17 protein-coding genes, 1 tRNA gene and 3 pseudogenes are annotated in these 12,574 nt (G+C 67.0%); 8 read left to right on the top strand and 13 right to left on the bottom strand.

Annotation, left to right across the window (positions count from 1 at the left end):
• The first annotated feature begins 38 nt into the window (after positions 1-38).
• On the top strand, positions 39-2,096 hold the full coding sequence (locus tag O1R50_RS22850) for a glycoside hydrolase family 31 protein (RefSeq protein ID WP_270112557.1): 2,058 nt from the start codon (positions 39-41) through the stop codon (positions 2,094-2,096).
• Between the two features lie 149 nt (positions 2,097-2,245).
• Here the strand turns inward: O1R50_RS22850 and O1R50_RS26550 are convergent, their stop codons facing one another.
• The 5 genes and pseudogenes from O1R50_RS26550 to O1R50_RS22830 all read right to left on the bottom strand — a co-directional run bounded on the left by O1R50_RS26550 (position 2,246) and on the right by O1R50_RS22830 (position 3,928).
• Positions 2,246-2,410 carry an exo-rhamnogalacturonan lyase family protein gene (locus tag O1R50_RS26550; RefSeq protein WP_408612797.1) on the bottom strand — a complete coding sequence of 55 codons (165 nt, stop codon included), beginning with the start codon at positions 2,408-2,410 and terminating at the stop codon, positions 2,246-2,248.
• Positions 2,393-2,605: pseudogene (locus tag O1R50_RS26545) on the bottom strand (ABC transporter permease); the annotation flags it as partial. The pseudogene O1R50_RS26545 and the gene O1R50_RS26550, both read right to left, overlap by 18 nt.
• 1 nt (position 2,606) lies before the next feature.
• Positions 2,607-2,729 carry a hypothetical protein gene (locus O1R50_RS22840; protein WP_270112555.1) on the bottom strand — a complete coding sequence of 41 codons (123 nt, stop codon included), beginning with the start codon at positions 2,727-2,729 and terminating at the stop codon, positions 2,607-2,609.
• Between the two features lie 62 nt (positions 2,730-2,791).
• Positions 2,792-3,364: a DUF624 domain-containing protein gene (locus O1R50_RS22835; protein WP_270112553.1), complete on the bottom strand. Its 573-nt coding sequence runs from the start codon at positions 3,362-3,364 to the stop codon at positions 2,792-2,794.
• 396 nt (positions 3,365-3,760) lie between these two features.
• The gene (locus tag O1R50_RS22830; RefSeq protein ID WP_270112552.1) at positions 3,761-3,928 is read right to left on the bottom strand and encodes a hypothetical protein; all 168 of its coding nucleotides are present in this window, start codon (positions 3,926-3,928) and stop codon (positions 3,761-3,763) included.
• On the opposite strand from O1R50_RS22830, the gene O1R50_RS22825 reads away from it, so the two are divergent.
• The 3 genes from O1R50_RS22825 to O1R50_RS22815 all read left to right on the top strand — a co-directional run bounded on the left by O1R50_RS22825 (position 3,927) and on the right by O1R50_RS22815 (position 5,101).
• A complete protein-coding gene (locus O1R50_RS22825; protein WP_270112551.1) occupies positions 3,927-4,319 on the top strand; it encodes a substrate-binding domain-containing protein in 393 nt (130 codons plus the stop codon). The two genes, O1R50_RS22830 and O1R50_RS22825, sit on opposite strands and share 2 nt — an antisense overlap.
• Positions 4,316-4,453: a hypothetical protein gene (locus O1R50_RS22820; RefSeq protein ID WP_270112549.1), complete on the top strand. Its 138-nt coding sequence runs from the start codon at positions 4,316-4,318 to the stop codon at positions 4,451-4,453. Before O1R50_RS22825 ends, O1R50_RS22820 begins: the two co-directional genes overlap by 4 nt.
• A gap of 219 nt (positions 4,454-4,672) precedes the next feature.
• A complete protein-coding gene (locus O1R50_RS22815) occupies positions 4,673-5,101 on the top strand; it encodes an MOSC N-terminal beta barrel domain-containing protein (protein ID WP_270112547.1) in 429 nt (142 codons plus the stop codon).
• A gap of 310 nt (positions 5,102-5,411) precedes the next feature.
• On the opposite strand, the gene O1R50_RS22810 is transcribed toward O1R50_RS22815, so the two are convergent.
• Positions 5,412-6,155, bottom strand: a complete 744-nt coding sequence (locus O1R50_RS22810; protein ID WP_270112545.1) for an SDR family oxidoreductase — start codon at positions 6,153-6,155, stop codon at positions 5,412-5,414.
• A gap of 136 nt (positions 6,156-6,291) precedes the next feature.
• Between O1R50_RS22810 and O1R50_RS22805 the strand changes: the two genes are divergently transcribed.
• Positions 6,292-7,122 carry an MmyB family transcriptional regulator gene (locus tag O1R50_RS22805; RefSeq protein ID WP_270112544.1) on the top strand — a complete coding sequence of 277 codons (831 nt, stop codon included), beginning with the start codon at positions 6,292-6,294 and terminating at the stop codon, positions 7,120-7,122.
• A 94-nt stretch (positions 7,123-7,216) separates the two neighbouring features.
• On the opposite strand, the gene O1R50_RS22800 is transcribed toward O1R50_RS22805, so the two are convergent.
• Both O1R50_RS22800 and O1R50_RS22795 read right to left on the bottom strand, forming a co-directional pair.
• Positions 7,217-7,378, bottom strand: coding sequence for a hypothetical protein (locus tag O1R50_RS22800; RefSeq protein ID WP_270112543.1), 162 nt, complete (start codon positions 7,376-7,378; stop codon positions 7,217-7,219).
• Positions 7,379-7,508: 130 nt separating this feature from the next.
• Positions 7,509-7,775 carry an FCD domain-containing protein gene (locus O1R50_RS22795; RefSeq protein WP_333490277.1) on the bottom strand — a complete coding sequence of 89 codons (267 nt, stop codon included), beginning with the start codon at positions 7,773-7,775 and terminating at the stop codon, positions 7,509-7,511.
• Positions 7,776-7,829: 54 nt separating this feature from the next.
• Here O1R50_RS22795 and O1R50_RS22790 point away from each other — a divergent pair.
• Positions 7,830-8,111, top strand: a pseudogene (locus O1R50_RS22790) (phytanoyl-CoA dioxygenase family protein); the annotation flags it as partial.
• Here O1R50_RS22790 and O1R50_RS22785 read toward each other — a convergent pair.
• Positions 8,029-8,730, bottom strand: a complete 702-nt coding sequence (locus O1R50_RS22785; RefSeq protein ID WP_270112622.1) for a caspase, EACC1-associated type — start codon at positions 8,728-8,730, stop codon at positions 8,029-8,031. The pseudogene O1R50_RS22790 and the gene O1R50_RS22785 overlap by 83 nt on opposite strands.
• A 4-nt stretch (positions 8,731-8,734) precedes the next feature.
• The gene (locus O1R50_RS22780) at positions 8,735-9,079 is read right to left on the bottom strand and encodes an effector-associated constant component EACC1 (RefSeq protein WP_270112542.1); all 345 of its coding nucleotides are present in this window, start codon (positions 9,077-9,079) and stop codon (positions 8,735-8,737) included.
• A gap of 1,086 nt (positions 9,080-10,165) precedes the next feature.
• Here O1R50_RS22780 and O1R50_RS22775 point away from each other — a divergent pair.
• Positions 10,166-10,242 (top strand) — tRNA-Leu (locus O1R50_RS22775).
• A 259-nt stretch (positions 10,243-10,501) separates the two neighbouring features.
• On the opposite strand, the gene O1R50_RS22770 is transcribed toward O1R50_RS22775, so the two are convergent.
• Together O1R50_RS22770 and O1R50_RS26540 are read right to left on the bottom strand one after the other, a co-directional pair.
• On the bottom strand, positions 10,502-11,002 hold the full coding sequence (locus O1R50_RS22770) for a hypothetical protein (protein ID WP_270112541.1): 501 nt from the start codon (positions 11,000-11,002) through the stop codon (positions 10,502-10,504).
• A gap of 77 nt (positions 11,003-11,079) precedes the next feature.
• Entirely contained in the window at positions 11,080-11,613 is a 534-nt protein-coding gene (locus O1R50_RS26540; RefSeq protein WP_408612795.1) for a S1 RNA-binding domain-containing protein, read from the bottom strand.
• Positions 11,614-11,640: 27 nt separating this feature from the next.
• Between O1R50_RS26540 and O1R50_RS22765 the strand changes: the two are divergent.
• Positions 11,641-12,018, top strand: a pseudogene (locus O1R50_RS22765) (transposase); the annotation flags it as partial.
• Here the strand turns inward: O1R50_RS22765 and O1R50_RS22760 are convergent.
• Positions 12,008-12,574: NUDIX hydrolase (locus O1R50_RS22760; RefSeq protein WP_270112540.1), on the bottom strand; the 567-nt coding region annotated here is incomplete at its 5' end. The pseudogene O1R50_RS22765 and the gene O1R50_RS22760 overlap by 11 nt on opposite strands.

Raw genomic sequence — 12,574 nt, 5'->3', positions numbered from 1 at the left:
ACCGACGTTCACCCAAATCTCGACAAGACAGGTACCCAATGGCAGCCAACGTCGCCGGCTCCGCGCCCGACGCCACCCCCGTCCCCGCCCGAACCACGCACTGCGTGTCCGGGTTCCAGCGGACGACCGACGCCGAGACGCTGCGCGTCACCGCCTGGGGTGAGCACGCGGTGCGCGTGCAGGCGAACGCCTCCGGCATCCGCACCGACCTCCCCGGAGCACTCATCCTCGAGTCGGTCGGTCCCGGCGCCGAAACCGAGGTCTTCCCCGACGGCTCGGCACGGATCGTCAACGGCCGCCTCACGGTCGAACTCGACGTCTTCGGCCGCCTCACCTTCCTGGAGAGCGCCACAGGCAACGTGCTGCTCGCCGAGCACCGGCCCTACACCTGGCACTCCGGACCCCGCGTCCACCACCCGAACGGCGACGGCACCACACGCCTCGAGGCCCACTTCGCCACCGCCGAAGGCGAGCGGCGCTATGGGCTCGGACAGCACCTCCACGGCCGACTCGACCAATCCGGCCTCGTCATCGACCTCGTCCAGGGCAACACCGTCGCTGCGATTCCGTTCCTGTACTCCTCGACCGGATACGGGTTCCTGTGGAACAACCCGGCCGTCGGCCGGGTCGAACTCGGCGGCGACGTCACCCGCTGGGTCGCCGACGCGGCCCACCAGATCGACTACTGGGTCACCGCCGGAAGCCCCGCCGAGGCACTGGACACCTACACCGCCGCGACCGGCAGGCCCCCACTCGTCCCGGATTGGGCCACCGGCTTCTGGCAGTCGCGCCTGCGCTACGCCTCCCAAGAAGAGATCCTCGCGGTCGCCCGCGAATTCGCCCGCCGGGACCTGCCGCTGGCCGTCATCGTCGCCGATTTCATGCACTGGCCCCACATGGGCGACTGGCGCTTCGAGGAGTCCGAATGGCCCGGCGTGACGGCCATGACCGCCGAACTTCGCGATCTGGGCACCGAACTGGCGGTCTCGATCTGGCCAACGGTCTCCCCGCTTTCGGAGAACTACGCCGAGCTCGCCTCCGGCGGCCATCTCGTCCGCGACCGCAACGGCGGGCATCTGACCTTCCAATGGCCCACCCGCAACCCCGACCAGCGCCCCGACTTCATCCAACAGGCCTACTACGACGCCACCGACCCTGAGGCTCGCCGCATCCTCTGGCGCGAACTCAAGGAGCACTACTGGGACCAGGGCGTCCGCGCCCTGTGGCTCGACGCGTGCGAACCGGACTTCGGCACCGCGCCCTCATGGAACGAGGCCGCGAACCGCGCCGAATACCACTCCGGCCCGGCGGCCCAGGTCGGCAACCTCTACGGCCGCGACCACATCACCGGCGTCGCCGAGGGGCTGCGCGCCGCAGGAGAAGACCGCCCCCTGCTCCTCATCCGCTCGGCTTGGGCCGGATCCCAACGCCACGGGGCGGCGCTCTGGTCGGGCGACATTCCGGCGACCTGGGACTCGCTGCGCCGCCAGATTCCAGCCGGCCTCAACACCGCGATGAGCGGCATCCCGTGGTGGCACAGCGATATCGGCGGCTTCCAGGGCGGCGACCCCGCCGATCCGGCCTACCGCGAACTGATGATCCGCTGGTTCCAATACGGCACCTTCATGCCCGTCATGCGCCTCCACGGAGACCGGGTTCCCAACCGCCCCTTCAGCGCCCACATGAACAGCGGCCCGAACGAGCCCTGGTCCTATGGCGCGCAGGCGTACGCCATCATGGCCGACCACATCCGCCTGCGCGAGCGCCTCCGCAGCTATATCAGCGAACTGGGCGAGACCGCCCACATGACCGGGACGCCGCCGATGCGCCCGCTCTTCTTCGACCATCCCGACGACGAGCCCGCTTGGGACATCACCGACCAGTACCTGTTCGGTCCCGATCTGGTCATCTGCCCGATAACCGAACCTGGAAGGCGCGAACGCCAGGTCTACCTTCCCGCAGCATCCGACTGGGTCGATGTCGCAACCGGCGCAACCCATGCAGGGGGACAACTGATCGACACTGCCGCACCGCTCGAGCGCCTCCCCGTCTTCGCCCGCGCCGGAGCAACGATCATCAAGGCATTCAACCGCTGACCGACACCCGGAAGGCCACGTCTCAGAGGCGGATGGTGATGTTCACGCGACGCACGGAGGCGCCGTCGCTGACGTAGAAATCGGCAGTGTCGTTGTGGTTCACCCAGTGCCGGGTCGGACGGGCCAAGCCCCGCCCGACCCGCCGCTGCTCAAATGTCGGGGACGTGATCGCCGATCAGGGCGAGATTCTGGATCGCCGCCAGGCCCCATTGGGCGGCATCGTTGGTGCCGAGGAGCGGCCACCAGTCGGTCGGGTTGAGGGTGCCGTCGATCTGCTCGGTCTCGTGCGGCCAGCCGGGGTAGACGAGGAGGATCGGGATCGTCGCGATGACGACGGTGGCGAGCTTGACGCCCTGTTCGGGCGGCACGTATTCGGGGTCAAGCTGGCCCACGGTGCTGGCCATGTCGGTGGAGACCGTGACCTGCCTGACGAACATCTGGAGCGTCCACATGTCGGGGTCCGAGATGTACAGCAGCGGCGACATGAAGTCGTTCCAGATCCCGACTGCGTTACGCATCGTCGGGGTCCTCTTCGCCGCCGCAGCAGGCGAGGCCGAGGCCGGAGGCGGAGAGCGACCCGGCGACGAACAGGCGGCGGCCGAGCCTCGGCGAGTTCAGGGGATGGGCGGTCATGTCGGACTCCGTTTCCGGACGCGTGGTCGCGTCCCGTTGACGCCCGTGGGACGGGGGATGGGTCAGGCGGACTGCGAGGCGAGCCAAGCCTCGTTCTGGGCGAAGCAGCGGACTGCGACCCTGGTGCCGAGGTAGCACCAGGCGCCGACCGCGAACACGAAGGGCAGCAATGCGAGCCGGGACGAGGCGTAGCCGAGGGCGGCGAGCACGAACAGGTGCAGCCCCGTCGGGACGGGGTTCGCCAACGCGAACCGCAGGCCGGTCAGAAGGAACCGGCGGCGCAGGATCTCGTGATGGACGTACAGGCCCGGGAGCCAGCAGCCGACGGCGAGGACCACCAGGAGTGCGGCCAGGGTGACCAGCCGCTGTGCCGAGGCGTCGGGTCTGGCTGCCGAGTAGGCGAGGTAGTTCCAGGTGAGGACGGCCAGGACGGCCAGGTGTGGAAGCAGTGTCAGGTTGGCGCCGCGCAGGTCGCGGCGCCAGGCACGGGCGAACGTGTGGGAGGGGTGGTGGAGACGACGGCCGTGGAGGTCTTCGCGGACGCACTCGGCGGCGGCCACGGTCGCGGGGGCCGCGCCGAGGAGCACGCCGCCGGCGAGGGTGAAGAGCCACCAAAGGGCGTTGAGCCGCAGCATGAGCGAGACGGTCGATCACGCTTCGTAGAGGCGCACCGCCCAGTGCTCACGTGAGGGGGTGGCGTCTTCGACCGCGACGGCAGTCGAGGAACCTGTTTCGCGCATGTGAACGGGCACCTCCTCGGGTCGATCGCGGGTCGCGCTGCGGTTCAGCGGCAGTCGATCGCGACTAAGGACGGATTTGGAATGCGCTTCCAGAAATTTCCATGTGCGAATCCTAAGCAGCCTGTGACCAGGGGGTCAAACACGGTGTCCAAGGCCCTGTCCGGCCAGGGAGCGGTCCACCCCGACACCCGCGAGCGCATCCTCCGCGCGGCGCGCGAACTCGGCCTCCGGTCGCCGTACGTTTCAAAGCGCTCGGACGCGGACCGGAACCTCACAGTCGGCCTGCTGGCCTCAGAGGCGTTCACCCGCAGGCGGACCTCGCCGGTCCTGCTCGGTGTCATGGAGACGTTCGCCGAGCACGACATCGCCGTACTCCTGTGCGCCGTGAGGGGCGATCCCATCCGCGAGCGGCACTTCGTCGACTCCCTGCTGCGGCGCCGGGTCGACGGCATCGGCCATGGCGGTCCGCCACCTGGTCTCCACCGGGCGCACCTTGATCGCATGCATCCTCGGGCCGCGCCGCGAGGAGGCCGCCCGGATCAAGACCGCCGCCGCCCGTGAAGTCCTCGCTGAGCACGGGCTCCGACTCGCCGCCGAACCCCTCCACGGCCTCTGGACCGAGCATTGGGGCCGCCAGGCCGCCACGCAGCTCGTCCACGCCGGAATCGCCTTCGACGGGCTCATGTGCGGCAACGACACCATCGCCCGCGGCGCGGTCTCCGCGCTGGCGGCGCTGGGCGTCTCGGTGCCCGACGACGTCGGGGTCGTCGGCTTCGACAACTGGACGGTGATGGCCGAGGCCGACGAGCCGCAGCTGACCAGTGTGGATCTCAAACTGCAGGAGGCGTGACTGCTGCCGCCCGAATGGCCGAGGCGATCGAGACCGGCCGGGCCGGACCCGGGATCACCATCGTCGACTGCGAACTGGCCCCCCGCGAATCGACCGCCATCGCCGCGACCTCCCGCCGCAAGGACCCCGCCTGAAGGCGTGGAATCCAGGCCACGGACGCGGGATCGGGCCTGCCCCGAGTCGGGAGGCGTCTTTCGCTCCCAGGCTGGTGTGATGTGGCGCAGCATTACTGCTGCGGCGTCCTCGCCGTCGACTATGCAGTCCGGAGTAGACACCGCGGGCGAGGCGGCCGCGGCGGGCCACCGGATCCGCATCGAGATCAGGCTCGGTCCCGTCCTTGTAGTCTCGATCGGATGAGGATCGAGGCGGGTGTCCTCGAGCGGATCTGGCGGTATCCGTCAAGTCCACCGGAATCGCTTCCGTTGGCCGAGGTCGAGTCAAGAGGGCTGCTGGGCGACCGTCTCTTCGCGGTGCGCGATGCTCAAGGCAAGTTCGGCTCGGGAAAGAACACCCGCCGCTTCCGCAGGATGCCGGGTCTGCTGCACCTGCGATCCCGCTATCTGGAGGACACCGGTGAACCCGAACTGCTCGACCCGAGCAGCGCAGCGGTACCGGATCCGAACGCTTATCTTCGCCACTACCTCGGCCGCGATGACGTGGGGATAGCCCGTGAGGGGGCGATCTCGCACTTCGACCAGATGCCCATCAGCGTACTGACCACCGCCACCCTCGACTGGGTGCGTTCGGCGCGGCTGGTATTCGAAGACCTGCTGCTTCGGTAACCGAAGTCGAACTTGTTCCACCTGTTTCAGCGAGGCGACCGGCCGTGTGGACGAACTTGCCGCTTCGATCGAATCCCTTGCGCCCGAGGGCTTCTGCGGGTTCGCCATCTCAATCCTGTCTTCATCCGCGACGCGGCCTGGCGACAAGGCACAGAGAGGGCGCGGCTTCCCCAACCGGAAGCCGCGCAGGGCTCGTGCGGGCAATGTGCTTGTCGCCCTGGCTCAGGAAATCCACGTCTGCGGCCTTCCAGTGCCCCTCTATTGCCTTGCCAGACGAATTCGCCTGACCACGTCGGCAAGCCTGCTTCGTTCAGATCATGCCGCCGTTGGCGCGCACGACCTGGCCGTTGACCCAGTGCCCCTCGGGCGAGGAGAGGAACGCGGCGAGCTCGGCGATATCGCGCGGCTCCCCCATCCGCTCGAGCGGGTTCGCGAGAGCGAGCTGGTCGATCACCTCGTCGCTCTTCCCCTCGAAGAACAGCTCGGTGGCGGTCGGGCCGGGCGCGATGGCGTTGACGTTGACGTCGCGGCCGCGCATCTCCCGCGCCAGGGTCTTCGACAGCGCCTCGACCGCGCCCTTGCTCGCGGCGTACGCCCCGTAGGTCAGGTGGTAGGTCCCGACCACCGAGGTCGAGAACAGCGTGATCGAACCGCCCCGGCGCACCCGGCGCGCAGCCTCGCGAGCGACGACGAACGCACCGCGAATATTGGTGCGGTGCAACGCATCCACCTCGTCGAGGTCCATTTCGGCCACCGGCGCCAAGTACAGGCGCCCGGCCAGGTTCAAGACCACGTCGACCCCGCCGAAGCGGGCCTCGGCCTCGGCGAACATCCCCGCCACAGCGGACTCGTCCGCCACGTCGGCCCGGTACGCGAACGCCGCGGCTCCGGCGGCCGTCGCCTCCTTCACCGCGGCGGCCGCCTCATCGGCGTTCCCGGCATAGCCCACCACGACCGCGTACCCCTGCTCGGCCAGCCGCCGCACGATCGCCCGGCCGATGCCGCGCGACCCCCCGGCCACGATCGCGACGCGGATCCCATTGTCGATGCTCATTGATCGCTCCCTCATTCGGTGTCGCACCCATCGTCACCCCGAATGCCGAGGTCAGCGATGGTGGCGCTTACCCCGGGGTCGCCAACCCCTCCCTCCGTTCGCGCACGGGAACTGCCGCGGCGTGGATGATGGGAGGGTGGACGCCACTGAACTCGCCGCCTTCCTGCACTCGCGCCGCGACCGGATCCGGCCCGCCGACGTCGGCCTGACCGCCGGACCGCGCCGCCGCGTGCCCGGCCTGCGCCGCGAAGAGGTCGCGTTCCTCGCGAACGCCTCCATCGACTACTACATCGAGCTCGAACGCGGCCGCGGCGTCCAGCCCTCGACGCAGATGCTCCTGGCGCTCGCTCGGGCCCTGCGGCTCACCGGCGACGAACGCGACCACCTCTTCCACCTCGCCGGGCACCCGGCCCCGCCCACCCGCGAGCCGTCACGCGCCACCGACCCCTCCCTCCTGGCCCTGCTCGAACGCCTCGACGGCACTCCCGCCCGGATCATGACCGACCTCCACCAGCCCCTCGCGCAGAACCGCCTCGCCGCCGAACTCCTCGGCGAACTCGACCCCGTCGGCGAACCCGGCCACACCACCAGCATCGTCTACCGGTGGTTCACCGACCCGTCCGCCCGCACCCACTACCCGGCCGAAGACCATGAGCGCCACGCGCAGTCGTTCGTCGCGGACATCCGCGCGACCGCCGCCAAACGCGCCGTCGCCGGCGGCGACGCCGAAGCGGAGAAGATGATCGCCGACCTGCTCGACCGCAGCGAAGAGTTCGCGCGCCTGTGGCAGGCCCGGGACGTGGCGGTGCGCCGCTTCGACCGCAAACGCTTCGTGCACCCCGCAATCGGCGTCGTCGAGCTCGAATGCCACCACCTCTTCACCGAGGACGGCAGCCAGCGCCTCCTGTGGCTCGCACCGATCGCCGGCACCGACACGGCACAGCGACTCGCTACCCTCAGCGCATGACAGTGCTGGCGAGCGGATCTGGCCGCCGACCTCCGCCGACTCGGCAGGTGATGGCGGTGGTGCCCCACCGCGACCGGCGGGGCACCGGCTCGGGTCAGGCGCAGGTCCAGGTGGCGGCGCGGCGGAGCGTCCAGCCTCCCGACTGGCCGGCGCCGACGTTTCCGGCCAGGATGGCGCCGGAGTCGCTGATCGACTCGGCGACGTCGTAGCCGGTGGCAATCTGGCCTGGGAGCACAGTGACGGTGCCCGCAGGCACCACGGCCGCCTGTTCGCCGCGTTCCTCGCACTCGCAGCAGCCATCACCTGTGCGTACACTAGCCAATTGGGGCGGCAGAGCCGCGCGACCTCCCGTCGCAAGGACCCCGCCTGAAGGCATGGAATCCGGACTACGGACGTGGGATCGGGCCTGCCCCGAGTCGGGAGGCGGCCTTCGCTCCCAGGCTGGTGTTGATGTGGCGCAGCATCACTGCTGCCGCGCCTTCGACATCCCCGGCAACGATGTAGTCAATCAGCTCGGTGTGTTCGGCGGCCTTCTGCTCTCGTTCGGTATTGCTGTGCGGGATCTCCAGACCGAGCCTGCGGTAGCGGTCGGCCTTGTCCCACAAGGCGTCGAGTGTGGCGATGAGCAGATCGTTATGCGAAGCGCGGTAGATCGCCGCGTGGAAGTGGCGGTGGGCGATGAGCTGCTTGACGCTCGGGTCATAGTGGGCCGCCGCAACGACTCCGACATCCGTCGCTACATGTTCAAGATCCGCTTCAACCCGACGGTGCCGCAGGTGCGGACCTGGGACGTGAGCGACGTCAACGACCCCGCGGTCGCCCGAGAGCTCTCCACTTACCACCCCTGGTCCGAGCACGCCACCGGCTGCCTGGAGATCTACAACCGCATCATGATGTAGCGCGCCCTCACCGGGAACGCCGCCTTCGACATCGAGTACTGGGCGACCCGCGTCGCCAACCGTCCCGGGAGTAGATGTCACCAAAGGTGAGAATCTCCGGACGACCTTGGATGCCAGCAGTCAGAAGTTCTTGAAGCTCGCCGGTGAACGAAGTGCAAGCCGTTACCTGCTGGTCAAATACGGGTACGTGAGCGGTCCTGTTAGGAGCCGTCGCCGCCAAGGTATAGCCGCCTTGAATGTGCGCCAGATCCGCTAGACCTTTGTCGTCATCTGTTACGAGTGCTTCGATCGCCTGGCCCGCGAAGCAGCAGTCGAGAATCGTGATGCGGACTTGGGCCGGGCTGAGCAGGAGTGCATTCGAGAGCCCTTCCCAAGTCAAGCCTGTGTAGGTCGGATACTCAGGCTGTGTTGTGGTCACGGTCAGGCACAGATCACCTCGGTCCGTGAGAGTGCCGTGACCGACAAAGTAGACCAGCAGTGCACCGGTGGTCCTTTTGGCAATGTTGGCGATCTGGACGGCGAGATGATCAACGCGCTGGGGGTTTGGAATGAAAGTGACTTGGTCGGAACCCCAACCACACAAACTGGAGTCAGTGAGCATGTCCCGCATCGCCTTGAGGCTATTGAAGGCGGCAGGTATTGGGAGGAACTCAGAGGACTCGTACTCAGAGACACCGACAAGGATCGCGTGCGACCCCGGCGGAGGCATGACTTCAGTCATCCGTCACGACATCCAGGACCTGCTTAAGGACCGGTCCAACGTCGTCAACCGTTGCGAGCTCGAGTTCAACCGTTTTGCTGGATACTTGAACTTTCAGGCGAACAGTGGTGCGGCGGGACTTGATCCAAGTGACCAGAGATGAAGCAAGGATGGAACCGGTGCCGCCAGCGCCCAGGGCGACAATGACTGCTTCGACAACCGCGCCGAGTTCGGTGGCTCCGGGCGCGCTTCGCTCCAACTTCACCCTGCCGCGAAGCTCCGGTTCGTTGCTGAGCCATGAGTTGAGCATCCGCAACTCGTCGCCATGGTCGCCATCGGTGCAGATACGTACTTCCATGCAAGGCACTCCGGGTGATGTTGCCGCACAATGCGGTTGAAGGCGTCACTCCAGGATACCGAAGGTCTGCGCACGCCTCGGACCTGTATGAGATTGCACCCCCTCCCAAGGTGAATCTCCGTAACGTCCGCATCGGATGGTGAGGCGGCGAAAGCCACCGAGTCGGGCGATGGCCCGCCGACGACCCACCGGTGTCAGCCCAGCCGGGCCGAAGACTCGATGCCGCGGTTCGATGAGCAGGGCCAAGAGATGCTGACGTTCGTCGACGGCCAAGTCTCCTCGCTCCCCGCACGCCGAAACCGATGCCAGCCTGACTCAGTTGCCCACCATGGTTTTCAGATCATGCGAGGCGGTCACGGTTTCAATCTCGCTTAAGAAAGGTCATGCAGCGGAATCGAACGTCGTCGGGGATATCAAGATTGCTAACGCCGTGCATCAACAGTTCCACCACGCCGGGTTCCCCGAGCCGACGGAGCTCCGCGGTGACTGGGACGCGGTCGACCAACCTGGTGGCGTCGGGCGACCACTGGATGCGCGATCGCGTTGGCGTCGGGCTGATGAAGGCCCCGAACGCCGTTGTTCGGGGCCCAGATGCACCACGTCGGGTGGTGCAACAAAACGGTTGTACGAATGAAAGTACCAAGACCTGTCCCGACCGCCCGGCAGTTCAGGTTCGTTCCCTTGCTCGAGGCCTATTTGAGGCCTGCAGGGATTCGAACCCATACGCCTCGCACGGCGCGATCGCACCGGAGGCGACCCGAGCCGACCAGGGCCGCTACCTGAATACGGCCTGGATAGCGCCCCGACCACATCGCTGGATCGGCCTTTCGGCCCGTCAAGTTGCGCATGGGTTCAGCTCCTGCCCGGGTCATGTCACAGACCCGTACGCCCCTGAACTGGCCGAATCCGACTCTTCACCGAGTTTCCTCGTCCAGGCGACCTACGACCGGGACGGCAACGAGCTCACCGCCGAAACGATCCCGGCATGAACACCTCGCTCCTCCCCCGGCCACGACCGCCACCAGACCCTCCCGGGACACCAGTGGTCTGCGGGTAGCATCGCTTCCGGCCAGACCACCGGTACCGGCCCTACTACTCCAACTGGCAGAGAGAGCGGACTCAAAACCCGCACAGTCTGGGTTCGAATCCCAGGTAGGGCACCAAACATGGCACGTAGGGCGTGCGGTTGACCTCACACATGAGGGCACCGACCGGGAGCCGAGGGGGGACAGCCTCACGGGAATCTTCCCGAGCAATGCCAGAGCTCGCGAACGTACTAGGTGTCGAATCGGACGCTCACGGTCGCAGTGCGCCAGCTTGCCCGTGGCGCTCTTGACACTGCGGGGTTGATCGACCAGAAGCACCTCGGCCGGTGCGAGAGGTACAGGAGTCCCACCCTGGACCGAGAAGCGCGCAGCAGTCTCAGACGACTCGAGATTCGTCTCGGCCGCGGCTCGGATCGTTGGCGCGCAGGATGTCGACAAGCACGTCCCCGTCTTGTCTCTTCGCGGTCCAGCGTCGGATGGGGAGGCGGCGGTGGGTGCCGTCTTTTCGAACTTCGTAGATGCGGGCGTCGACGTCCGAGTATTCGATCCGGTCGAATCCGGGTCTGGGGTAGGTCAGCCAGTCCCGTGCTCGGCCGATGCTCTGGATTTGCCGGGTCTCTTTGTCGAAGAGAAGCACATGGCCGCGCACGATCCGTGCGATGGCGACGCACCCGTAACCGGCTGTCCCGCCCACGACGGCGCCTCGGAGGAAGCCGCTGAGATACGTGGGGTCGAATGCCGGGATCAACATGCCCAGCGCGAGTGCAACACCGAAGGCGACGACCGCGGCCCCGACCATTCTGTACCGGTTCACACGGACTGGCAGCATTGAATCGCGCAGGGGATTCTCGGTGGTGTGCGGGGTTCTGCGGCTCATGAGGGGCTCTCGTTATCGGAGCCGCAAGGGGATCGGCTCAGTGATGGGATTCTAGCGGGCTCGCGTGGTCGGTGGGTTTACCAGCTTCGGTGCCGATGTGGTCCGATCACGTGAGCAAGGCGAATGTGTCGCCGTGACGGGTCCACCTCAACGATCCTCACCGGGATCACGTCGCCGACGGCGAGGGGTCCGTGGTCGGTCTCGTCGAGCACCTGACGCTCGAAGCCGTCCTTGATGCGAGCGACCATGTCGCTAACGGTCTCGTTGAGCACCATGCCTTCGAAGCCGTCTTCGCGGTCTTCGATGCGCACGATCACTCCGATCGGCAGCACCTTCGTGACCGGGCCGGTCACGATCTGACCGACTCGCTCAACGAATACACCACTGAAGGTCCCCAGCACAACGCTGTGGCGATAGGCCCGGACGGGTCGACCTTGCGGACCGGTGCGCTCGGCAACGGCATCGAGGACGTCCGGGCCACCACCAACGGGCGCGTCATCGTCGGCTACTACGACGAAAGGGTCTTCGAGCCGCTGCTGCCAGACCACGAGCGGCCTGCGGGTACACCCCGGGCGCAAGCGCCTGGACGACCGAAACGCCTTGTGCGGCATCCTGTTCGTGCTCTATACCGCAAGTTCGGCTCCGAGCATCATGTCATCACCGACGCGACCGGTGTGCCCCTGGCTGCCAGCCTGACCGGCGGCAATCGCAACGACTGCACCGAGTTGATGGCCTTGGTCGAGGCGATCCCGCCCATCCGCGGCAAGCGCGGCCGGCTCCGGCAACGACCGAGGATCGTCCAGGCCGACCGCGGCTACGACTTCGACTGCTACCGGCGGGCGCTGCGCGCCAAAGGGATCGGCACGCAGATCGCCCGCCGGGGCACACCGCACGGGTCCGGCCTCGGGGCCACACGCTACGTCGTGGAGCAAACAATCGCGCTCCTACACTGGTTCCGCCGCTTGCGCATCCGATGGGAACGCCGCGCCGATATTGATCCGAAACCTATTGGTTGAAGGTTGGGTTCGATCGTTGGACTCGGTCGGCCCAATCTGCAGCATCGGCGGCGAGCTTGGGGAGCACGGAGGGCGTCTTGTAGTCCTCGAATCGGTCGATTGGCACCCAGCGGCAGTCAACGATTTCGTCCTCGGCGACGGTGAATTGTCCGGAGCCGCGCGTGGCACCCGGATGGGCAACGCGGGCGACGTACACGAAGTCGATGTGATGGTGAGGGCCAATGTGTTTGTCTTCGGTAGCTACCTCGATGATGCGCCATGGCGGGATGAGGGCCGTGACGCTGGCGTAGGAGGGAAGGGATTCCGCGATGATCTCCACCTCGATTCCGGTCTCCTCGAACACTTCGCGTTTGGCGGCCTCGTCCGGAGCCTCGTTGGGATCGATGTGGCCACCTGGGTAGAGCCAAAGGTCGAGTTTCCGGTGGTGGACGAGCAGCATCGCGCCTTCGTCATTGAAGACGCAGACGGAAGCGGTGAAGTGTCGCTGTAGGGTCACGGTCGTTCCTTCACAATGCGGCCGACGGATTCCGGGAGGAATTTGCTCCACCGTAGTACC

Origin of the sequence: Glycomyces luteolus (assembly GCF_027622875.1) — a bacterium.
Lineage (GTDB): Bacteria > Actinomycetota > Actinomycetes > Mycobacteriales > Micromonosporaceae > Glycomyces > Glycomyces luteolus.
This window is presented reverse-complemented; position numbering and strand designations above follow the sequence as displayed.

Excerpts from the sequence above, each read along its gene's own strand:
- O1R50_RS22850 (WP_270112557.1), top strand. The coding sequence starts at position 39 with ATGGCAGCCAACGTCGCCGGCTCCGCGCCCGACGCCACCCCCGTCCCC.
- O1R50_RS22840 (WP_270112555.1), bottom strand. The coding sequence starts at position 2,729 with ATGACCGCCCATCCCCTGAACTCGCCGAGGCTCGGCCGCCGCCTGTTC.
- O1R50_RS22835 (WP_270112553.1), bottom strand. The coding sequence starts at position 3,364 with ATGCTGCGGCTCAACGCCCTTTGGTGGCTCTTCACCCTCGCCGGCGGC.
- O1R50_RS22825 (WP_270112551.1), top strand. The coding sequence starts at position 3,927 with ATGGCGGTCCGCCACCTGGTCTCCACCGGGCGCACCTTGATCGCATGC.
- O1R50_RS22830 (WP_270112552.1), bottom strand. The coding sequence starts at position 3,928 with ATGGCCGATGCCGTCGACCCGGCGCCGCAGCAGGGAGTCGACGAAGTG.
- O1R50_RS22815 (WP_270112547.1), top strand. The coding sequence starts at position 4,673 with ATGAGGATCGAGGCGGGTGTCCTCGAGCGGATCTGGCGGTATCCGTCA.
- O1R50_RS22810 (WP_270112545.1), bottom strand. The coding sequence starts at position 6,155 with ATGAGCATCGACAATGGGATCCGCGTCGCGATCGTGGCCGGGGGGTCG.
- O1R50_RS22785 (WP_270112622.1), bottom strand. The coding sequence starts at position 8,730 with ATGCCTCCGCCGGGGTCGCACGCGATCCTTGTCGGTGTCTCTGAGTAC.
- O1R50_RS22780 (WP_270112542.1), bottom strand. The coding sequence starts at position 9,079 with ATGGAAGTACGTATCTGCACCGATGGCGACCATGGCGACGAGTTGCGG.
- O1R50_RS22770 (WP_270112541.1), bottom strand. The coding sequence starts at position 11,002 with ATGAGCCGCAGAACCCCGCACACCACCGAGAATCCCCTGCGCGATTCA.
- O1R50_RS26540 (WP_408612795.1), bottom strand. The coding sequence starts at position 11,613 with ATGCCGCACAAGGCGTTTCGGTCGTCCAGGCGCTTGCGCCCGGGGTGT.